The sequence below is a fragment of the Paenarthrobacter sp. TA1.8 genome, assembly GCF_048595705.1.
Classification (GTDB): Bacteria; Actinomycetota; Actinomycetes; order Actinomycetales; family Micrococcaceae; genus Arthrobacter; species Arthrobacter nitroguajacolicus.
In genome coordinates this window covers 169,893-188,539 of sequence record NZ_CP184287.1, presented here as the reverse complement: position 1 = coordinate 188,539, position 18,647 = coordinate 169,893, and the positions used below count along the sequence as shown (strand labels likewise).

Here is an 18,647-nt window from a genome sequence, read left to right as displayed (position 1 = left end):
GGTTGGGCAAATAGACTGGAAGGCATGGCTGCCGCGAAAGGATTTTCTGCAAGCAAGAGGTTCCTGCGCGCCAGAGTCCGGACGGGCCTGGTCCGCAGCCGCAATTCCCTGACTCCGGCCATTCAGATGACGGTGTGCGCCGTCGGTGCCTACGCTTTCGCCGAGTACGTACTGGGCCACCAAGGACCCCTGTTCGCGGCTACCTCGTCGTTGATTGCCCTTGGCTTCTCCCGCGATCCGAGGCTGCGTCGCGTGATCGAGGTAGGCCTTGGCTGCACGCTGGGCATCGTGGTTGGTGACCTGTTGCTTCACTGGCTGGGCGCTGGGATCTGGCAGGCCGCCGTCGTGCTTCTTTTCTCCATCCTGCTGGCCAGGTTCCTGGACAGCGGCACGATCTTCACCACCCAGCTGGGACTGCAGTCGTTGCTGGTGGTGCTGCTGCCGGCGCCGGCCGGCGGGCCGTTTACGCGAAGCCTCGACGCCGTGATCGGTGGAGTGTTTGCGTTGCTGGTGACCATCCTGGTGCCCAAAGATCCGCGACGGGAGCCCCGGAAGGACGTCCAGAAAATTCTTCATGAGCTCGCGGAGGTGCTCCGTGAGTGCGCCAAGGCGATGATCGAGAGCGACTCCACTACTGCTTGGCACGCCCTGATCCGCGGCCGGAACTGCCAGCCATTGGTGGACCGGATGCGGCAGACTTTGCGCGCTTCCGGGGAAGTTGCCACCTTGGCTCCGGCCCACCGCAGGCATCGCGACGAACTCGCGAGCTTGGAACATTCGCTGGAGTACATCGACCTCGCGCTCCGTAACAGCCGGGTGTTTGCGCGGCGCCTCACCAGCGCAATCAACCATGCAGCGTTGTCCGATGAAGCGATCGACAGCATCTCCGATGTCCTTCAGGAAACTGCGGCCGCGATTGATGAGATGAACATCGGCTTGTCCGAGCAAAGTGAGGGTACCCGCCGTGTGCATCTCCGCCGTGCCCGGAATGATCTTTCAGATATCGCAGCCCGCCTGCATCCCAAGATGCTGGACGTCCAGAGGCTCGAGGGCGAAACCGTAGTCATGCTTTTCCGTCCGCTCATGGTGGACCTGCTGGAAGCGAGCGGGATGGAGGCGGACGAGGCCCGGGCGGTGCTCCCGGCGTTGTAGCCTTCGCCGAGATGGCATTTGATGACGATGCCACGGCCTGACACTGTCATTAAGTGCAACCTCGGCGGCTAATCCTGTCGGTGCCCGCCACTACGCTTGAACCCATGGCTTCCAAGACCTCCCGAGCATCCAAAACACCCGCCTACAAGTGCGCCGAATGCGGCTGGACCGCCATCAAGTGGGTGGGCCGCTGCGGTGAGTGCCAGGCTTGGGGAACGGTGGAGGAGTACGGCGCCACGGTAGCGCGTACGACGGCGGCCGCTACCGTTTTGGAGCCTGCCCGCCGTATCGCTGAGGTGGATGGGACCACAGCGGCGTTCCTGCCCACTGGCGTTGACGAACTCGACCGCGTCCTGGGCGGAGGGCTCGTTCCAGGTGCCGTCATCCTGCTGGCGGGGGAACCCGGCGTCGGAAAGTCCACGCTCCTGCTGGACGTCGCGGCGAAGTTCGCCCGCACGGGTCAGGACGTCCTCTACATCACGGGTGAGGAGTCTGCGGCGCAGGTAAAGCTGCGCGCTGAACGAATCGACGCCGTCGCCCATACTCTTTATCTCTCCGCGGAAACCGACCTCGGGCAGGCGCTGGGCCAGGTGGAGAAGCTTGAGCCCAAGCTGCTGATTGTGGACTCCGTGCAAACCCTGAGCAGTGCGGACGTGGAGGGCAGCGCCGGCGGCGTCTCCCAGGTACGTGAAGTTGCGGCGTCGATCATTTCTGCGGCCAAGCGACGCAACATGACAACGTTGCTGGTGGGCCACGTGACCAAGGAAGGCACCATCGCAGGGCCGCGCTTGCTGGAACACCTGGTGGACGTCGTATGCCAGTTCGAAGGCGAGCGCCACTCACGTCTGCGGCTGCTCCGGGCTGTAAAGAACCGCTACGGGGCTACGGACGACGTCGGATGCTTTGATCTCAATGAGGCCGGCATCGAGGGGTTGGCCGATCCCAGCGGACTGTTCGTTTCGCGGACCCGGGAGCCGGTCTCCGGAACCTGCATCACGGTGACAATGGAGGGTCGCAGGCCACTGCTGGCGGAGGTTCAGTCCCTTCTCGCTGAGAGCGCCAATTCCCAGCCCCGCCGTGCCACCAGCGGGCTGGAAAGCTCCAGGGTTGCCATGTTGCTCGCAGTACTTCAGCAACGTGCCGGCTGCATGCTTCACAAGGACGACTCCTATGTGGCAACCGTGGGCGGCGTGAAGCTCACGGAACCGGCCACAGACTTGGCTGTTGCTCTGGCAGTAGCATCGGCCAAATCCCGCAAAGCACTCCCCCAACGGCTCATTGCGTTCGGCGAGGTGGGCTTGGCTGGCGAAGTCCGTCCCGTGCCAGGGATTAACCAGCGCATCCAGGAAGCTCACCGTCTCGGGTTCACGCACGCTATTGTTCCGGCCAGCCCGGCAGGTGCCGGCGTTATCCCGGATGGTTTCTCCGTGCGCGAAGTAGGCCACTTGGCTGAGGCACTTGAACTGCTGATCACGTAATCCTGCCGGGGTGTCGGGAGCCTTCTGAGCTGCGGTTTCGGCGAGGATGAGAGACATGACCAAACGGAATGTGCTTATCGCGGGACGCTTTTTCTTTGGCCTTCTGACCTTGGTGGCAGTGGGAACTCAGCTGACAGTTCATCTGGGCATGGGCTATGACCTCTGGAACTTCTTCAGCTACTTCACCAACCTGTCCAACATTTTCGCTGCCCTTGTGCTGCTGATCAGTGGCTATCGCGTGCTGATACGAAAACGGCCCAGTGAAATCGATGATGTCACTCGAGGCACAGCCACCATCGCCATGGCCGTTGTGGGGCTGGTGTTTGGTGCACTACTGGCCGGTGAGGACCTCGGCTCCCTGCTCCCTTGGGTCAACTTCGTGGTGCACTATCTGATCCCCGTGGTGATGGTGGCGGACTGGTTGTTTCAACCGCCCAGGGCCACTCTCCGTCCCAAGCACATCTGGTACTGGCTGCTCTATCCCATCGGCTACTTGGTCTATAGCCTCATCCGCGGGGCATTCGTCAACTGGTACCCGTATTGGTTCATCGATCCCGCCCGTGCTGGTGGCTGGGGCGGCGTGGTGGTGTTTGCCGTAGCCATTTCCGTCGGCTTCCTCGTGGTGAGCCTGGCGATGCTGTGGCTGGGGAACAAGCTCAAGCGGCAGGTGGATTACTAGGCGATCTTCCTCCACGAAGGGCGGATTAACTACAGCAACTGGCTATATTCGCCCATGTCAGCAGACAAACTTCCGCAAAGTGCTCTTGTGGGACAGCTTGGAAAATGCACCTTGCAGGCAGCGCCGAACATAACGAAATGACCCACTTTGGGGCTTGCTGGTGCGGTTAACGGTGCCCGGAAGCCCTATCATTGTGCTTGTCGTCATGTGGGCATTTTTCGGAGAGCGCACTGACGCCCGATTCAGCTTGTCTGTGAGCCGTGGCTTGCACCTTCGAAGGGAAACCCTATGGCCCGGAGTCCGGAAGAGTCGCTCAAGGCGACCTTGGCCAGAGTCGCACCCGGAACTCCATTGCGTGATGGCCTGGAACGCATCCTCCGTGGACGCACAGGCGCCTTGATTGTGCTGGGCTACGATCGCACCATCGATTCCATCTGTTCGGGCGGATTCGACATCGGCATCGACTTCTCCCCAACACGCCTCCGTGAGTTGGCCAAGATGGATGGCGCCATCATTTGCGACAAGGACGCCAGCAACATTGTCCGGGCAGCCGTCCAGCTAGTCCCCGATTCAAGCATTGAAACCCAGGAATCCGGCACCAGGCACCGCACCGCCGAGCGCGTCGCGATCCAGACCGGCGTTCCCGTCATTTCCGTCAGCCAGTCCATGCAAATCATCGCGCTCTACGTGAACGGCCTGCGCCACGTCCTGGAGGGCTCCGAAAAGGTCCTCGCCCGCGCCAACCAGGCCCTCGCAACCCTGGAGCGGTACAGCGCACGCTTGGACCAGGTCACCAGCTCTCTTTCTGCCCTGGAAATCGAGGCACTGGTTACCGTTCGGGACGTCGCGGTCACGCTGCAGCGCCAGGAAATGGTCCGCCGCATCTCCGAGGAAATTGCCCAGTACGTGCTGGAACTCGGTGAAGACGGCCGGCTGCTCTCACTCCAGGTGGAGGAGCTCACCGTGGGTCGCGGCCCGGGCAGCGATGTCATCATCCGGGACTACTCCGATCCCAACGCTACGCCCGAGGAAATCGAGGAAGCCGTCCAGGCCCTCCTCAATCTGGGCCCCACGGAACTGATCGACCTCAGCCGGATTGCCCACATCATCGGCTTCGCCGGTGGTGTGGAGCAGCTGGACGCCGTCGTGCAGCCGCGGGGCTACAGGCTACTGTCCGGCTTGAAGTCCGTGCCGAAGGCCGTAGCTGACCGTTTGGTGGACTACTTCGGCGGGCTCCAAAACCTCATGGCAGCAACGATCGACGACCTCATGACCGTGGACGGCATCGGCGATCAGCGCGCCCGCACAGTCCGCGAGGGCCTGAGCCGCATGGCCGAGGCGAGTCTCCTGGACCGCTTCCTCTAGCCCGCCGCCGTCGAAGGCTGCTAATTCAGCTGGAAGGCAACCTTGGCACTGGACTTGTTCCCAAGGCGCGCTTCAAACGTGTAGTAGGCCCCTCCAGCGCCCGGCTTGGCGGTGATCGCAGCACAGCCTTCAAGCGTGCGGTTGCGTTGCCACGGGAAGTTTGCGGTCTCGCTCTTGCCGGGTTGGATGGTCTTGATGAGGTCCTCGCCGCCCGTCTGGCAGTCCTTTGACGAGAAGATGCGGTCCGATCCGCTCATCAGCAGGTACTCCATTTGGGAGGTGCCCACGTTGACCTCGCACGGGGCGGTGCCGCCGTTGGTGATGGTCATGGTCAGCAGCGGCTTTTCCTCCGGGCCGTAAGCGGGCTTGTCGGTCTTGGCGGCAACGGTCATCAGGTTGAAATCGCAGACAGGCGTTGGCGAGGCCGAAGGCGAAGGCGCCGCTGATCCTGTCGAAACAGTCCCCTGCGTCGGTGCCGTTGATGCGTCCGGCGTGCTGACTGCCTGCGGTTCCGGGTTCCCGGCGAGCGCACCCGTGAGCGCCACGACTCCGCCAACGATCAGTGCGATGACCAGCAGCAGGGCGCCAAAAACCACCTGCCGACGACGGCGATACACGGCAGGGCTCGGTCGACGCCTGTTCGCCGGGGCACTTTTGCCCGGCGTGCCGGCGCGGGATGAGCCACGGGCAGCACCCTTCGCCGGCGCTGATGTGCGCGCGGTCGACTGCTGCTTACCCTTGTTGGCCATGGTTCTAGGCTAGGCTCGCGGTCGCATGGGCACCTAACCTCCACGCCGCAGGGGTCCAATCCCGGCCTGTGTGACGTCGGCCATGAGCACTGCCAAGGGTGGCGGCCCCGGGATTCCACTACAGTGGATGGCAGCATGACACTTCCCGATTCAGGCCAGCTGGCAGGCCTCCACCAAGCCCTTGATCAGTGGTTCGCCGAGACCGCCCGCGACCTTCCGTGGCGCGAGCCCGATTGCAGCCCATGGGGCATCCTGGTCAGCGAAGTGATGCTCCAACAGACACCCGTGGTGCGGGTGCTCCCAGTGTGGCTGGATTGGATGGAACGCTGGCCCACACCCGCCCACCTTGCCGGCGAGCCATCCGGCGCTGCCGTCCGCCATTGGGGTCGCCTCGGCTACCCACGCCGGGCCCTGCGACTGCACGCGGCCGCCGTCGCAATGCGCGAGCAGCATGACGGCCAGGTCCCTGATAATTACGTTGAACTTCTGGGGTTGCCGGGCGTCGGCAACTACACAGCGGCCGCCGTCGCAGCCTTTGCTTTCGGCCGCCGCGAAACCGTGGTGGACACCAACATCCGGCGCGTCCACGCGCGGCTTATCTCCGGAAGTGCGCTCCCCGCTCCTGCCTTGACCGCCGGGGAGATGCGGCTGGCTGACGCCCTCCTGCCCGATGACCGGGAGTTATCCGTGCGGTGGAACGCGTCCGTCATGGAACTCGGCGCCATGGTCTGCACCGCCCGCAGCCCCAAGTGCGCTGACTGTCCTGTTCGCTCCAGTTGCGCCTGGCTCGCGGCCAGTGAGCCGCCGCCGTCGTACACCCCGAAGGGCCAGTCCTGGCACGGCACGGACCGCCAAGTACGCGGCGCCGTGATGGCCGTCCTCCGAGAAGCAGCCACCCCGGTCCCCCGCGAGATGTTCGAGCAAGCGCCAGCAGACCTCGGGTTCGCGCCGTCCGGCGTCGGAATCCCGCTCGCCGCACTGCACCGGCTCAACTCCGCGCCCGAGCAGCTGGAGCGGGCACTTGCGGGCCTGTTGGTGGACGGTTTGGCGGAAATGCACGACGGCGGTCTGCGGCTTCCGGCGTAGCGTTCGTCCGCTGCGGTATCAGTTCGGCCACGGGACTGGGCAACGAGTAACGATGCAGCTGCCTCTTTGGCAGACGCTGGAGACAGTTGCTGCGCCCCGTCCTACTCTGAAGCATGGGCAGAATCGGATTGGCTTTGACCCTTGCCGGAACCGCAGCACTGCTTCCCGGTTGCTTCGCCGAACCTGTGGCCTGCCCGGCGATCGGGCACGTAGCCGGTGTTTCCCTGGCCGTCGCCGCGGACTATGCGGACGACGTTGCATCGTTACGGTTGAAGGCCTGCCAAGACGGAATCTGCACGGAAAAAGACCTCATGCTGAACCCAGGGGCGACAGCCGTGGACCAAGGCTGCACTCCGGATGGCGTGTGCTCAGCGACGTCGTCGCCGGACGGAACTCTTCAGGGTTTTCTTGAGCTGCCCGCCCTCAGTGAAAGCCCCCTCGAGGCGACCGTGACCGGCACTTCCCCCGCGGGAATGGCGTTGCCGGTCCGCACACTGACCTTCACTCCGAAGGGCGATTACCCGTTCGGTGAGCAGTGCGGGCGGGTGACTATTGCTGCCCTGACGCTGGATACAGACGGGTTGCGACAGCTGTAAGCCTGGGAACGCGCCCTAGGATGGGAGCGTGCCTGCCAATGATGTCCACCCCGACGTAGCCGAGGCGTTGAAGGCTCTGGGTCAGCCCGTCTCGTGGGACTCCTTGCCAGTGCCGGAGGCCGACAACCAGGAGTATGGCGCCGCCGTCGCCAGCCTCGGGCCGGAACGGATCCGGTTCCGCGTTGGCAAGCTCACCCCCACGAAAGTGGGCCTCTTCGTTGCGGTGTGGCGCCGCGCCCAAGACGGATCCACAGAACCCTTCCCCGCAGAAGACGGCATCGGGCTATTGGTGGTGACAGTACGGGAAGGAAGCAACATGGGCCATTTCGCCTTTCCCAAGTCGGCGCTGGTCAAGCACGGCATCGTTTCCGTGAAAGGCTCCGGCGGAAAGCGCGGCTTCCGGGTTTATCCGCCATGGTCGGAAGTGAGCAACCGGCAGGCCATAAGGACCCAGCAATGGCAGTGCGAATATTTCAGCTAGCCACCCATATCAAGAACCGTCGCATGCCCGCCTCCGGGGTCGCCGCCATCGTCGTATTTTCCGCAGCGGGTGCAGCGCAAGTAGCGGCTGCCGTCATCCGTGTGTTCCACATGCCACTGGTGGCCCAGATTCAGCTTGCACATCAGCTTCCTGAGCATTGCGCTCTCCGTTCCGAAAGCCCGCTGAACACGTCTTACCGTGCCCGAAGCGTCGCTACGTCCAAGCTTAATCAGGAGCGACCCCAGCGACTACCCCTCAACTGACCGCCGGTACGAACTCGGCGTGAAGCCCAGGTACTTCCGGAAGTCGTTCGTCAGGTGCGCATGGTCGGCGTAGCCAAGTTCGACGGCGATCGCAGTAAGGTCCGCTGTTGGGTCGGACCGGGTACGCTCGGCGGCATCCTGCAATCTTCGACGCCGGATCAGGGCTGAAGGGCTCAGCCCGACGTACTTTCCGGCGATTCTTTGCAGCGTTCTGGGTGAGACCGCCAGGGAAGCAGCCACGTCCTCAATTCTAGAAACGTCAGGCTCTGAAGCGATCACGTCCACCATCCGGTTGGCGAGCAAGGCCTCCTCTGAAGCAACAAACTCCAAGGAAACCAGCCACGCAACAAAGGCTTCCACGGCCCCCTCGCGGCGAGCGCCGCCGTCGTGCCTGTCACCGGAAGGCGGGGTCATGGCTGCCGACACGGCCCCGTGGAGGTCAGCCAGCGCCAGAACGATTTCCTGATCGCGGAGAGCTCCCGGATTGTCAGTGAACAGCGGCACCGCTGCCGGGCGGAGAAGTGCGCCAACAGCCCAACCCTGGCCGGTCAGGTCGCGGTAAGACGCCCGGGTAGTGGGCCCGGAGAATTCGACGACGTCGCCCTGCACCACCAGATTGGACGTGGGGTAGGCGATGACGTGCTGCCGGGATGACCGGCCGGGCTCGATGTTCCACTCCGGGATCCAGAACCACTGCACCAGGTCTGCAACGGAAGCCGGGGCCGGAAATCGATGGAAGGTGGGCAGTCTTGCCGGATAGAGGATGCCCTTGAACGAATCCTCCATTGGACCTTTCCCAAGCGCATCAAAGCTGTCGCAAATCTCCAAGCGCTAGCTGGCAGAAGGCCCGTAGCGTCGTAACCATGACAGATACTACAAGCACAGAGTCCACCACGGCAGCCCATGGCGAATACACCACCCATGGCATCCCGAACGGTCTGACCAGCCTCACGCCGTTCCTTGCGGTGCGCAACGCCAAGGAAGCCATCGCGTTCTACCGTGACGTGTTTGGGGCCCGGGTTGTGGGCGAAACCGAAATGGGAGGGATCGTGGTCCACGCCGAACTCGACTTCGGCAACGGCCACCTCCAACTGGGCGAGCCCAACCCGGAATTCCACTTGGTCCCGGCGCCGAGCGGGGAGGACGACTGCTATTCCCTCGGCCTCTACTGCCAGGACGCAGACGGACTCGTCAGGAAAGCAGAGCAAGCAGGAGCCACCATCCGTGAGCCGCTGTCCACCTTCGTCTCAGGTGACCGCTACGCCAGCATCCGTGATCCGTTCGGCGTTCGCTGGTCCATCATGACGCGCGTCGAGGACTTGTCCGAGGAAGAGAGCAACCGCCGCGTTGACGAGTGGGCCGCGCAGCAGGGCTAAGACAGCAGCAGGGCTAAGACCCGGGAGACCTTAGCTCAGGCAGAGGCAGAACGGGTGCCCGGCCGGATCGAGGAACACCCTGAACGTCTCTCCAGGCTGATGGTCGGCCTTGGTCGCACCAAGGGAAAGCGCAACTTCCTCACCCTTGTCCAGGTCCTCTACCACCATGTCGAGGTGCATTTGCTGCGGGATGGTCTGTCCGGGCCATTTTGGCGGTTGGTACACCTCCACTTGCTGGAAGGAGATGCAGTTGCTGCCGTCGCTGGGTCGGATGTCGAACCAGTCGCCTTTGTCCTCGATTTCCCACCCAAAAAGCTCGCCGTAGAAGGCGGCCAGTGCGGCTGCGTCGGGACAATCGATGACGACACTCGGGAATTTAGCTATAGCCATTTGTTAAACCTCGTCACCTGTCTTCTTCATGCGGGCCAGGGCGCTCTTGGTGCCCCGCTGGGTGAGAACGTGAACTACTGCTGCGACGGCAGCCGAGACAACCGCGAAGACCAGCACACCGGGGAGTGAGTCGTTGAGGTCCGTGCTGTCCTTGGGGGCAGGCTTGCCGGTCTTCTTCTCCCAGAGACCCTCCAGCGTCTTGTTTGCGAGCGCGCCGGCGCCGAGGCCAATTGCCAGGCCGAAAATTTTCACCAGTATGTTCAACGAAGTTCCTCCATCAGATAGCGCGCCGCCGAGCGACGCCTCACAAGGGTCAAAACAAGGCAGGGCCGCTGCAATTGCAGCGGCCCTGCCTGGATTCTTAGTCCTTCTTGAAAGCGTCTTTCAGCTTCTCGCCGGCGCCCTTGAGGTCGGCCTTCGTCTGGTCGCCCTTGCCTTCGGCTTCCAGTCGCTCGTTGTCCGTCAGCTTTCCGGCGGCTTCCTTAGCCTTGCCACCGAGCTTCTCGCCAGCGTTCTCCATCTTGTCGTCAGCACCCATGTGTCGCACCTCTTTCTTGTAGTGAACCTGTACCTCTACCACATCACTAATCAGTGTACTTAGCAATATTTGAGAGAAAATCTCCCTGAACTAGAGCTCCCCGAACCCTTCCTCCACAAGCCGCCCCACGTATTCAACCGCCTTCAACGAATCCTTGCCGCGGGCTTCGACCCGCAGGGTGGAACCCTTACCCGCAGCGAGCGCCATCAGCGCCATGATGGACATCCCGTCGACGCCGTTGACCGTCACCTCCGCGTCCAGCCCGGAGAGGCCTCCGGCGATTTTCGCGGCAGGCCGTGCATGCATCCCGAGGGGGTTGATGACTTCGAAGTCGCCGCTTGCGTCTGGTTCATCCTTGTCGTCGGGGATCTCCGGACCCCCCACGCCTGCGGGCACGTTGCCAAAAGCCACAGCCTCTGCCGCCTTGCAGACATCCTCGACGCCGGCACCTCCCTGGGCGGCGACGGCTGCGGCCACGAGCCCCTCAACCAGCGGCGCATCAGCAAGGAGCACAGCGTCCGGATCGCTGGCAAACTCCACCGCCGACTCCGCTGTCATCACGGCCGAACCCAGATCGGTCAGCACCACCACGCCATCGCCACCGGAATCCACCAGGGACTGTTCGACGGCGGCAAGCACCTTCTCAAGGCTGGTTCCGATGCGCTCGTCGTCGGTTCCCCCGGCGGCGACCAGTTCGACGTCGGGAGCCATCTGCGCGGCAAGTTCCACCGCTCCCTCAGCGATCTTGCTGCTGTGCGATACAACCACTATCCCCACCGTCATACGGCGTCGGTTCCCGTGTCACCGGTGGAGCCTGCAGCTGCAGCTGCGGCCGCGCGAAGGAGCAGGGCGGTTGAAGCGGCGCCAGGGTCGCGATGCCCTGCGCTGCGCTCCCCCAGATAGCTGGCCCGGCCTTTGCGTGCCACTAACGGGTCCGTGGCCATGGCCCCTGTTTCGGCAGCTTCCGCGGCCGCTTCCAACACGCCAACGGGGTCAGAGCCGCCCGTTGCGGCCATTTGGGCCGCTTCAACGGCCGGCGTCCAAGCGTCGATCATCGTCTTATCCCCGAGCTCGGCTTTACCTCTGGCCACCACCCCATCCCGGGCGGCTGCGAGGGCCGCAGCCAGCGCCTCTGCATCAATATCGCTGATGTCCCCCAAAGAGGTAGCGGCCCGCAGATACGCTGTGCCGTAGAGCGGTCCCGCAGCCCCACCCACCTTGGACATGAGCGCCATCGCCGCAGCTTTCAATGCTGCTCCCGGAGTTTCAGGCGGGTTCTCATCGAGCTTCTGCAGCACGGCTTGGAAACCTCGGTCCATGTTCTCGCCGTGGTCCGAGTCGCCAATGGCACGGTCCAACTCAATCAGTTCCACCCGGTGCTCGGCCATGGCTTTTGCGGAGAGCTTCAGCCAATCAACAGCCCAATCAACATCCAACCCCATGCTCAGGCTCCCCACCGCAGGGCAGCCGTGTGGACGGGAGCGTCCCAGAGCCTGGTCATCTCCTCATCGAGGCGCAGCACCGACACTGAGCATCCCTGCATCTCCAGGGACGTCACGTAGTTCCCCACCAAGGAGCGCTCCACGGTGGCACCACGCTCGGCGAGGACCTGGGCCGCCCGCCGGTACACGATGTACAGCTCGCTTTGAGGGGTGCCGCCCATGCCGTTGACGAACAGCAGCACCTTGTCCCCGGATGCGAGGGCAAGGTCCTCAAGGACAGGCTCCAAGAGGCGGTCCGTGATGGCGTCAGCGTTTTCCATGGCGATCTTGTGCCGGCCAGGCTCACCGTGGATGCCGATGCCAATCTCGATCTCATCTTCCGCGAGCTCAAAGCTCGGCGTCCCGGCGTGCGGAACCGTGCAGCCGGACAGGGCTACACCCATGGTCCGCACATTGGCCACCACGCGCTCGGCGATGGCCGTGACCGCGTCAAGATCGTCGCCACGTTGGGCGGATGCACCCGCGATCTTTTCCACAAGGACAGTTCCGCCAACTCCGCGCCGGCCAGCCGTGTACAGCGAGTCCTCCACCGCGACGTCGTCGTTCACCAGCACCGAACGTACGTGAACGCCTTCGGCTTGAGCCATTTCGGCGGCGGTTTCGAAGTTCAGGACATCGCCGGTGTAGTTTTTCACGATATGGACGACGCCGGCGCCCGAGTCAACTGCCACGGTCGCGGGGATGATCTGGTCGGGTGTAGGCGAGGTGAAGACTGCGCCGGGGACTGCTGCGTCCAGCATGCCGAGGCCCACGAAGCCCGCGTGCAGGGGCTCGTGGCCACTACCTCCGCCGGATACCAGGGCGACTTTGCCCGCTACAGGAGCACCTTTCCGGATGACGTACTTAGGCTCGGGATGGACGTCCACGATGTCGGCATGGGCCATGCCGAAGCCTTCGACGGATTCGTCCACCACGGCGCGTGGATCATTGATGAGCTTTTTCATGAGGTGCTCCTGGGCGTGCTGTGGCTGGTGCTCTGACCCTACTACCGGCGGCCCGGGCCACGGTAGGCCTTGCGGCCTTGCCTGTGCATAAATAGCTGCGCCGGCGCCTATGAACGGTGCCCACTGGTTAAAAGCGGAAGGGACAGCCCCCAATGACTGTCCCTTTCGCTGATCCATTGGATCCGCTACTCCTCGGCGGCTTGTGTTGTCACCACCTCGGACTCGTTCCGGACCCGGTACTCAGGCCAAAAGGCCGAGTACAAATCCGGGTTCGAGTGCCCCGCGTCCTGCCATGAGGCTTCGTGCGGCCATGACCCGTGGGGAATGTCGATCTGAAAAGCGGAAAAATCCGGGAACGTGACCCTATGGTCCATTGTCCGCATCCCCTTCAGCTGTTCAGGACGGCGTCGCCGCCGGTGACGACGTCCTCGAGCAGCACGGTCTGATCTATGACCGGAAGCCCCACAACGTGCCCGAAACTGAACATGTTCTTCGGATCAAGCTCCGCTTTGGCCTTCCTCAGCCGTTCGCGGACTGTCGGGCCCCAGGCCCGCTCCCGGTCCTCAGCGTCAACAAAGTGGCCGTGCAGGTTCACGAAAGTCCCGCCATTGGAGGCGTCGCGCAGGTCCTCACGAACGGCGTCGAACACTACCGGAAGCAGCTCCGCCAGCGGCGGGACCGCCATGCCTGCCATGAAGAAGCTGAATGCGGCGTCGCGGGCGCCAACGGTGTCCTCGCCTTCGGCGCTCTTGGCCAAGGCGCCGCCGAGCAGCCGCAGCTCAGCCATCAACACGGGACTTTCGACGCCGGGGCCGAAGTGCCGCAGGATGGCCTCTTTTGCTCCACTGTCCAAACGGTCCAACAGGAAGCCCCGCTCGCGCACGGGCACGGGCTGGTCCGGGTCCTGATGGATCATGTCGAACTGTGTGGCATCCAATGGACCGGTCCCGTCCATCATGAAAGGCGCACTCTGGCGCATCGGCTCCAGCAGCCGCGAGGCCACCGCCGCGTCACCCTGGTAGGCGTAACGAAGATGAACGACGAACTTACCGCGCAGCGGCTCGGGAACGATGTCCATGTCCGGCAACCGCAGGAAAGCCAACGACGCTGATGCCTCCTGGGGGAGCGAGGTCACCCAATCGCTGAACTGCTCGAGGACCGCAGCGGCATGCTCGCCGTCGTAGTACAGCCCGCCGGCAAAGAGGTCCGATCCCGGGAAGAGGTGGAATTCCATGGCAGTGACGATGCCCAGGTTCCCCTTGCCGCCCCGGAGGAGGTAGAACAGCTCCGAGTTCTCGTCCTTGGTCACCCGGCGCTGCGTGCCGTCGGCGGTGACGAGCTCGAAAGCAATCACGTGGTCTGAAGCGAAGCCGTATTTGCGCCCCAGGATGGGCAGGCCGCCGCCCAAGGTGTAGCCCACCACTCCGACGTCGGTGGTGGAACCGCAGAGCCCCATCAAGCCGAAGGTCGCGGCGAGATCCACCACGGCCTTCCAGCGGACGCCCGCACCGACGCGGGCCGTCTTCTCGATGGGATCGATGCTGAGTTCCAGCATTCGTCGGGTGCTGATGAGCAGGCCACCTTCAATGGCGTTGGTGGCACCATGTCCGGTGGATTGGACGGCGACGGGCATTCCCCGCTCTGCCGCCCAACGAATAGCCGTGGAAACGTCCTCTGCGTCGAGGGCGCCGAAGGCCAGATCAGGTTGGTGTTGTGTAGAGAGGTTGAAGGCCGCTACTTCGGGAGCAAAGCCCGGATCGGCAGGCGTGAACACGGGACCGCGCACGCTGAGTTGGAGTTCTGAAACATCTGAAAAGGACGCGTGGGACTGCATGATCTTCTCTCAATTGACCGATGTGGTGGAAGCTTCCCCAGCAAGCCTAGACCAGTTTATCCATCAACTGGATATAAGAGAAGAGCTAATAAATCACTCATAATCGGGCAGGGTTGATCGACCCCCCGTGTGGGCGCGGTATCAGTGGCGCGCGAGTGCTATCCGATGGCGCTAAAGCTGCTTGATCATGCGGGTGTTGCCCAGAGTATTGGGCTTCACGCGAGCAAGATCCAGGAACTCCGCCACGCCTTCATCATGCGAGCGCAGGAGCTCGGAGTACACCTGAGGATCCACGGCAGACTGGTCCGCCATGACTTCGAACCCGTGGCGCTTGAAGAAGTCCACCTCAAAAGTCAGGCAGAACACGCGGCTCACGCCAAGGGCCCGGGCTTCCTCCAGCAGGTTCTCCACCAAGACGTGACCCACACCCCGCCCACGCCAGGAGTCAGCCGCGGCGAGGGTGCGGATCTCCGCAAGGTCCTCCCACATCACATGGAGGGCCCCACAGCCAATGACTTCACCCTCATCAGACTCGGCGATCCGGAATTCCTGAAGGCTCTCGTAGTACGCCACGGTCTCCTTGGCCATGAGAATCCGTTCCTCGGCCAGGGGCGCCACAAGCCTCTTGATGGCCGCCACATCACTGGTGCGGGCAGGGCGAAGGCTAAAGGTCGAATTCACTCCCCCATCCTAGCTACGGGCAACCGGGCACGCGTTTTATGGCTTGCGCTCTGCCGCTTACCAACACTTATTCGCCTAAGTGTTGGTAAGATGACGGAATGCCAACACCTGCGGAGGCACGCATCCCGATCACTCCGGTTTCATTCGAGACCCTCGACTGGAAGCCGCAAGCGCCTGAGATGTTCTCACGCGCAGAGGTGGTGCGTCAGACGGGCCCCTATGAAGCGGCCGTCACCGCGTCTATTGCCGGCTGGACTCCCAGCATCTCCGGTGAAATTTTTGCCGACGTTGAGGATGCAACACGGCAGCTCGTCGATTTCGACAAGCATGCGCAGCAGACACTTGGCACCAACAACCCCGCACTCGGACCAATGACGGCAATCCTGCTGCGCACGGAGTCGGCCTCCAGCTCGCAGATCGAGCAGTTGACGACGTCGGCGAAGCATCTCGCCCTCGCTGAGATCAATGAGGGCGATAAAGCGAACGCTCTCACTGTCCTCGGCAACGTCCATGCGATGGAGGCGGCCCTCCAACTGGCCGACGACATCACTGAAGCGACCATCCTTTCCATGCACGAGGCGCTGATGATCCATCAGCGCGGCTTCGATCCACTCGACGCCGGCCGCTTTCGCGAGGAAGCTGTGTGGATCGGCCGCGGAGAAGCTGGCCCGCGATTGGCCGACTTTGTAGCCCCACACCATGACCGGATCCGCGGTGCCATCAAAGACCTGATTGGATTCGTCGACCGTCAAGACCTACCCGTGCTCGTTCAGGTCGCGGTCAGCCACGCACAGTTCGAAACGATCCATCCGTTCCCTGACGGCAATGGCAGGACCGGCCGAGCACTGGCACAGTCGATCCTCCGCAACAAAGGTCTGGTCGGCTCAACTGCGGTGCCGCTCTCGGCGGGCCTCCTCGTCCACACAGAGCGCTACTTCGAGGCACTGGGGTCCTTCCGCGCCGGCGACGCCGGGCCAATAGTCCGCGAGTTCGCCCAGGCAAGCCGGGTCGCCGCGACTACAGGGTCGGGGCTCGTGGACAACCTTGTCGAACAGCTTGAGGAATCCCGTGCGAAAATGACGGGCCTCCGGTCAGACGCCGCGGCGTGGAAGGTGCTGCCCACACTAATCGGGCAGCCCGCAGTGAACTCGAAGTACCTTATGAGCAAGCTCGGCCTCGGCGAGATGGCAGCGCAGCGCGCGCTCGACGCTCTCACTGACCGCGGCGTGCTCGTCGAAACGTCCGGCCGCGGCCGAAATCGCGTGTGGCAGCATCCCGGAGTCTTCGAGGTCCTCGACGGCTATGCCGCCCAGATCCGGCGGATGTCAGAGCGCTGATCAGATCCTCCAGCCACCCCGTTAGACCCCCAGCTCCTCCGGCAAGGCAACCTCCTCGCCCAGCACCTGCTTCGCCAGGAAGTGTTCCACTACGCCATACCAAACCTTCGCGTGCTGCGGCTGCAGGACCCAGTGGTTCTCGTCCGGGAAGTACAGGAAGCGGTGCGGGCTCTGGCCGTTGTCGTCGGCGGGCAGCTGCGATGAGGACAGGAGTTCATACCAGAGGCGAAGTCCTTCGCCGATGGGTACGCGGTAGTCCTTGTCTCCGTGGATGACGAGCATAGGCGTCTTGATGTTGCCCACGTTCAGGTGCGGCGAGTTTTCCATTGCCATTTCCACGGTCATTTCCTTGAGCCAGTACTGCGCCGCGTCGGTGGTGGGGCCGAACTGGTCCAGTGCCCAGAGGCTTGCGTGGGTGACGATCGCCTTGAAGCGGTCAGTTTGCCCGGCAACCCAGTTGGCCATGTAGCCGCCGAAGGATCCACCCATGGCCGCGGTCCGCGATTCGTCGATGTCCGGCCGGGCAACCACTGCGTCTGTGATGGCCATGAGGTCGGTGAAGGGCTTCTTTCCCCATTCGCCCCAACCGCGCTGGATGAATTCCTGCCCGTACCCGGTGGAGAGGGCAGGATCAGGCAGGAGAACGGCGTAGCCCTTGGCCACGAGCAACCACGGGTTCCAGCGCCACGTCCAGGCATTCCAGGAGTTCAGCGGTCCTCCGTGGATCCACAGCAGGAGCGGTGCCGGATTGCCCGCAGAGGCACCTTCCGGGAGCGCCAAGTACGCCGGTACGCGCGAGCCATCTTCGGCCGTCGTTTCCACGCGTTCAAGGCGACCCCTGTAGAGGGGTCGCTCCGCCGGCGCCTGCAACCGGACCACTTCGCCGGTGGCGAGGTTGATCCGAACGGCTTCTGCAGGGAATTCGTACGAGCTTCGAAGCGCATACGCCGTGGTCCCGTCCGGAGAAACCACGACGTCGGAATAGGCGGCAGCATCCGGCGTCACCCGGGTGACAGCACCGTCCGCGACGTCGATCCGGAAAAGCGGCCCCGCGCCGTCGTCGTCCGCTGCTGCCAGAACCGCAGTGCCGTCCGGGAGCCATGCGAGGGGCGTCGCCCAACGGTCCCACTGGTGGGCGAGTGGCTCAAGATCCGTGGTCTCGCCGCCGCTGACGTCCACCAGGTGCAATTTCACGTGGGGAGCCTGGGTGGGCGTCGTGTCGCTCTCGCTCTGGACCACCAGGGTCCGATTGTCAGGACTGACCGGCCCGGGGAAGTAGCTCATGCCTTCGTGGTCGAGCAGCACCTTGACGGTCCCGGTGGCGACGTCGACGGCGGCGAGCACCTCACGACTGTCAGCCTTCGCCAGCGCCTTGGTCATGCTGGTGTAGATGGTCTTGCCGTCCGGGCTCACCACTGTTTTGGCTTCGCGCAGCGAACTCCCGACGCCGGCCGTCAGGTTCCGGAGTTGGAGCGGCGCTGATGCATCCACTGTGGAGGGTTTGCCGGGCTCTTCTTCCGCACCTTGCTCCACGGCGAACAGCCGCGGCTCGGCCGGGCCAAGGTCGGTGTCCCAGTAGCGGACCGGGTAGCCGCTGTGCAGGATGGCCGAGACCTTGTTGTCCTTGCGTGCCTTGCGGCGTTCCTCGTCGTTCGCTTCGTCGGCGGATCCGACCAGGACCTCGGCGTTGACGAAGGTGACGTCCGCATCCTTGGCGGCCATCACTGAAGCGATGCCGCCTGCACGTGAGTGCACCACACGCGCCTCTCCCCCGTCGGCGGGCAGCAGCCACAGTGCATTGACGGGGTCGGCGTCAGGGCTCTCCGGATCAGGGCGCGCCGAGGTGAAGTAGAGGTCGCCGTTGGCAGCAAAGACCGCACCTGCTTCGCCCTTGGAGCTGCGGGTAATGCGGCGGGCGTGCTTCCGGCCGCTGGGGTCGAGTTCCCAGAGTGCGGTGGCGAACTCAGTTCCCTGGGCGTTCAGCGTCGTCACAGTGGTAACCAGGCGCTTGCCATCCGGGCTGAGCGTGAGGCCGCCAACCCGCGGGATAGCGAGGTAATGGTCGATGTCGTGAAACGGGGTTTCGGGCTGCCCGCCCTGGGTGTCAGCAGAGTCCATGTACCGATTCAACACGGATTGTGCCCCCGATCACAGAGTGGTTCACTCACAGTGAAACAGTACTTTCACATATTCACC

Annotated in this window: 21 protein-coding genes; 9 read left to right on the top strand and 12 right to left on the bottom strand. The window is 63.5% G+C overall.

The window, feature by feature from the left end:
* The first annotated feature begins 24 nt into the window (after positions 1-24).
* The 4 genes from ACNAOT_RS00920 (at position 25) to disA (ending at position 4,674) form a co-directional block, all read left to right on the top strand.
* On the top strand, positions 25-1,152 hold the full coding sequence (locus ACNAOT_RS00920) for an FUSC family protein (protein WP_420179649.1): 1,128 nt from the start codon (positions 25-27) through the stop codon (positions 1,150-1,152).
* Between the two features lie 104 nt (positions 1,153-1,256).
* Entirely contained in the window at positions 1,257-2,630 is a 1,374-nt protein-coding gene (radA, locus tag ACNAOT_RS00915; RefSeq protein ID WP_017197019.1) for a DNA repair protein RadA, read from the top strand.
* A 55-nt stretch (positions 2,631-2,685) separates the two neighbouring features.
* Positions 2,686-3,309 carry a Pr6Pr family membrane protein gene (locus tag ACNAOT_RS00910; RefSeq protein WP_420179648.1) on the top strand — a complete coding sequence of 208 codons (624 nt, stop codon included), beginning with the start codon at positions 2,686-2,688 and terminating at the stop codon, positions 3,307-3,309.
* A 288-nt stretch (positions 3,310-3,597) separates the two neighbouring features.
* A complete protein-coding gene (gene disA / locus ACNAOT_RS00905; RefSeq protein ID WP_017197017.1) occupies positions 3,598-4,674 on the top strand; it encodes a DNA integrity scanning diadenylate cyclase DisA in 1,077 nt (358 codons plus the stop codon).
* 20 nt (positions 4,675-4,694) lie between these two features.
* Here disA and ACNAOT_RS00900 read toward each other — a convergent pair whose 3' ends face one another.
* Positions 4,695-5,423, bottom strand: coding sequence for a hypothetical protein (locus tag ACNAOT_RS00900; RefSeq protein WP_420179647.1), 729 nt, complete (start codon positions 5,421-5,423; stop codon positions 4,695-4,697).
* Positions 5,424-5,558: 135 nt separating this feature from the next.
* On the opposite strand from ACNAOT_RS00900, the gene ACNAOT_RS00895 reads away from it, so the two are divergent.
* From ACNAOT_RS00895 to ACNAOT_RS00885, 3 genes are all read left to right on the top strand, one after another.
* The gene (locus ACNAOT_RS00895) at positions 5,559-6,509 is read left to right on the top strand and encodes an A/G-specific adenine glycosylase (protein ID WP_420179646.1); all 951 of its coding nucleotides are present in this window, start codon (positions 5,559-5,561) and stop codon (positions 6,507-6,509) included.
* Positions 6,510-6,622: 113 nt separating this feature from the next.
* Positions 6,623-7,105, top strand: coding sequence for a hypothetical protein (locus tag ACNAOT_RS00890; RefSeq protein WP_420179645.1), 483 nt, complete (start codon positions 6,623-6,625; stop codon positions 7,103-7,105).
* Between the two features lie 28 nt (positions 7,106-7,133).
* Positions 7,134-7,586, top strand: a complete 453-nt coding sequence (locus ACNAOT_RS00885; RefSeq protein ID WP_420179644.1) for a MepB family protein — start codon at positions 7,134-7,136, stop codon at positions 7,584-7,586.
* Here the strand turns inward: ACNAOT_RS00885 and ACNAOT_RS00880 are convergent.
* Entirely contained in the window at positions 7,583-7,729 is a 147-nt protein-coding gene (locus ACNAOT_RS00880) for a hypothetical protein (protein ID WP_243836641.1), read from the bottom strand. The genes ACNAOT_RS00885 and ACNAOT_RS00880 overlap by 4 nt on opposite strands.
* Positions 7,730-7,834: 105 nt before the next feature.
* Positions 7,835-8,635 carry a helix-turn-helix domain-containing protein gene (locus ACNAOT_RS00875; RefSeq protein WP_420179643.1) on the bottom strand — a complete coding sequence of 267 codons (801 nt, stop codon included), beginning with the start codon at positions 8,633-8,635 and terminating at the stop codon, positions 7,835-7,837.
* A gap of 77 nt (positions 8,636-8,712) precedes the next feature.
* Between ACNAOT_RS00875 and ACNAOT_RS00870 the strand changes: the two genes are divergently transcribed.
* Positions 8,713-9,225: a VOC family protein gene (locus tag ACNAOT_RS00870; protein ID WP_420179642.1), complete on the top strand. Its 513-nt coding sequence runs from the start codon at positions 8,713-8,715 to the stop codon at positions 9,223-9,225.
* Between the two features lie 30 nt (positions 9,226-9,255).
* On the opposite strand, the gene ACNAOT_RS00865 is transcribed toward ACNAOT_RS00870, so the two are convergent.
* The 8 genes from ACNAOT_RS00865 to ACNAOT_RS00830 all read right to left on the bottom strand — a co-directional run bounded on the left by ACNAOT_RS00865 (position 9,256) and on the right by ACNAOT_RS00830 (position 15,114).
* Positions 9,256-9,615: a VOC family protein gene (locus ACNAOT_RS00865; protein WP_011772948.1), complete on the bottom strand. Its 360-nt coding sequence runs from the start codon at positions 9,613-9,615 to the stop codon at positions 9,256-9,258.
* A gap of 3 nt (positions 9,616-9,618) precedes the next feature.
* A complete protein-coding gene (locus tag ACNAOT_RS00860) occupies positions 9,619-9,879 on the bottom strand; it encodes a DUF4235 domain-containing protein (protein WP_420179641.1) in 261 nt (86 codons plus the stop codon).
* Between the two features lie 97 nt (positions 9,880-9,976).
* Positions 9,977-10,153, bottom strand: a complete 177-nt coding sequence (locus ACNAOT_RS00855) for a CsbD family protein (RefSeq protein ID WP_035760998.1) — start codon at positions 10,151-10,153, stop codon at positions 9,977-9,979.
* A 90-nt stretch (positions 10,154-10,243) separates the two neighbouring features.
* Positions 10,244-10,936, bottom strand: a complete 693-nt coding sequence (gene dhaM, locus ACNAOT_RS00850; protein ID WP_420179640.1) for a dihydroxyacetone kinase phosphoryl donor subunit DhaM — start codon at positions 10,934-10,936, stop codon at positions 10,244-10,246.
* On the bottom strand, positions 10,933-11,595 hold the full coding sequence (gene dhaL / locus ACNAOT_RS00845; protein WP_420179639.1) for a dihydroxyacetone kinase subunit DhaL: 663 nt from the start codon (positions 11,593-11,595) through the stop codon (positions 10,933-10,935). The genes dhaM and dhaL overlap by 4 nt, the downstream gene beginning before the upstream one ends.
* Positions 11,596-11,597: 2 nt before the next feature.
* Entirely contained in the window at positions 11,598-12,599 is a 1,002-nt protein-coding gene (gene dhaK, locus ACNAOT_RS00840) for a dihydroxyacetone kinase subunit DhaK (RefSeq protein ID WP_091464558.1), read from the bottom strand.
* 388 nt (positions 12,600-12,987) lie between these two features.
* Entirely contained in the window at positions 12,988-14,433 is a 1,446-nt protein-coding gene (locus ACNAOT_RS00835) for an FAD-binding oxidoreductase (RefSeq protein ID WP_420179638.1), read from the bottom strand.
* A gap of 171 nt (positions 14,434-14,604) precedes the next feature.
* Positions 14,605-15,114, bottom strand: coding sequence for an amino-acid N-acetyltransferase (locus ACNAOT_RS00830; protein WP_017197002.1), 510 nt, complete (start codon positions 15,112-15,114; stop codon positions 14,605-14,607).
* 98 nt (positions 15,115-15,212) lie between these two features.
* On the opposite strand from ACNAOT_RS00830, the gene ACNAOT_RS00825 reads away from it, so the two are divergent.
* A complete protein-coding gene (locus tag ACNAOT_RS00825; protein ID WP_420179637.1) occupies positions 15,213-16,451 on the top strand; it encodes a Fic family protein in 1,239 nt (412 codons plus the stop codon).
* 21 nt (positions 16,452-16,472) lie between these two features.
* On the opposite strand, the gene ACNAOT_RS00820 is transcribed toward ACNAOT_RS00825, so the two are convergent.
* The gene (locus ACNAOT_RS00820) at positions 16,473-18,569 is read right to left on the bottom strand and encodes a S9 family peptidase (protein WP_420179636.1); all 2,097 of its coding nucleotides are present in this window, start codon (positions 18,567-18,569) and stop codon (positions 16,473-16,475) included.
* Between the last annotated feature and the right edge of the window lie 78 nt (positions 18,570-18,647).

Coding starts and splice junctions, on each gene's coding strand:
- ACNAOT_RS00920 (WP_420179649.1), top strand. CDS start 25: ATGGCTGCCGCGAAAGGATTTTCTGCAAGCAAGAGGTTCCTGCGCGCC.
- radA (WP_017197019.1), top strand. CDS start 1,257: ATGGCTTCCAAGACCTCCCGAGCATCCAAAACACCCGCCTACAAGTGC.
- ACNAOT_RS00910 (WP_420179648.1), top strand. CDS start 2,686: ATGACCAAACGGAATGTGCTTATCGCGGGACGCTTTTTCTTTGGCCTT.
- disA (WP_017197017.1), top strand. CDS start 3,598: ATGGCCCGGAGTCCGGAAGAGTCGCTCAAGGCGACCTTGGCCAGAGTC.
- ACNAOT_RS00900 (WP_420179647.1), bottom strand. CDS start 5,423: ATGGCCAACAAGGGTAAGCAGCAGTCGACCGCGCGCACATCAGCGCCG.
- ACNAOT_RS00895 (WP_420179646.1), top strand. CDS start 5,559: ATGACACTTCCCGATTCAGGCCAGCTGGCAGGCCTCCACCAAGCCCTT.
- ACNAOT_RS00890 (WP_420179645.1), top strand. CDS start 6,623: ATGGGCAGAATCGGATTGGCTTTGACCCTTGCCGGAACCGCAGCACTG.
- ACNAOT_RS00880 (WP_243836641.1), bottom strand. CDS start 7,729: ATGTGCAAGCTGAATCTGGGCCACCAGTGGCATGTGGAACACACGGAT.
- ACNAOT_RS00875 (WP_420179643.1), bottom strand. CDS start 8,635: ATGGAGGATTCGTTCAAGGGCATCCTCTATCCGGCAAGACTGCCCACC.
- ACNAOT_RS00870 (WP_420179642.1), top strand. CDS start 8,713: ATGACAGATACTACAAGCACAGAGTCCACCACGGCAGCCCATGGCGAA.
- ACNAOT_RS00865 (WP_011772948.1), bottom strand. CDS start 9,615: ATGGCTATAGCTAAATTCCCGAGTGTCGTCATCGATTGTCCCGACGCA.
- ACNAOT_RS00855 (WP_035760998.1), bottom strand. CDS start 10,153: ATGGGTGCTGACGACAAGATGGAGAACGCTGGCGAGAAGCTCGGTGGC.
- dhaM (WP_420179640.1), bottom strand. CDS start 10,936: ATGACGGTGGGGATAGTGGTTGTATCGCACAGCAGCAAGATCGCTGAG.
- dhaL (WP_420179639.1), bottom strand. CDS start 11,595: ATGGGGTTGGATGTTGATTGGGCTGTTGATTGGCTGAAGCTCTCCGCA.
- dhaK (WP_091464558.1), bottom strand. CDS start 12,599: ATGAAAAAGCTCATCAATGATCCACGCGCCGTGGTGGACGAATCCGTC.
- ACNAOT_RS00835 (WP_420179638.1), bottom strand. CDS start 14,433: ATGCAGTCCCACGCGTCCTTTTCAGATGTTTCAGAACTCCAACTCAGC.
- ACNAOT_RS00825 (WP_420179637.1), top strand. CDS start 15,213: ATGCCAACACCTGCGGAGGCACGCATCCCGATCACTCCGGTTTCATTC.
- ACNAOT_RS00820 (WP_420179636.1), bottom strand. CDS start 18,569: ATGGACTCTGCTGACACCCAGGGCGGGCAGCCCGAAACCCCGTTTCAC.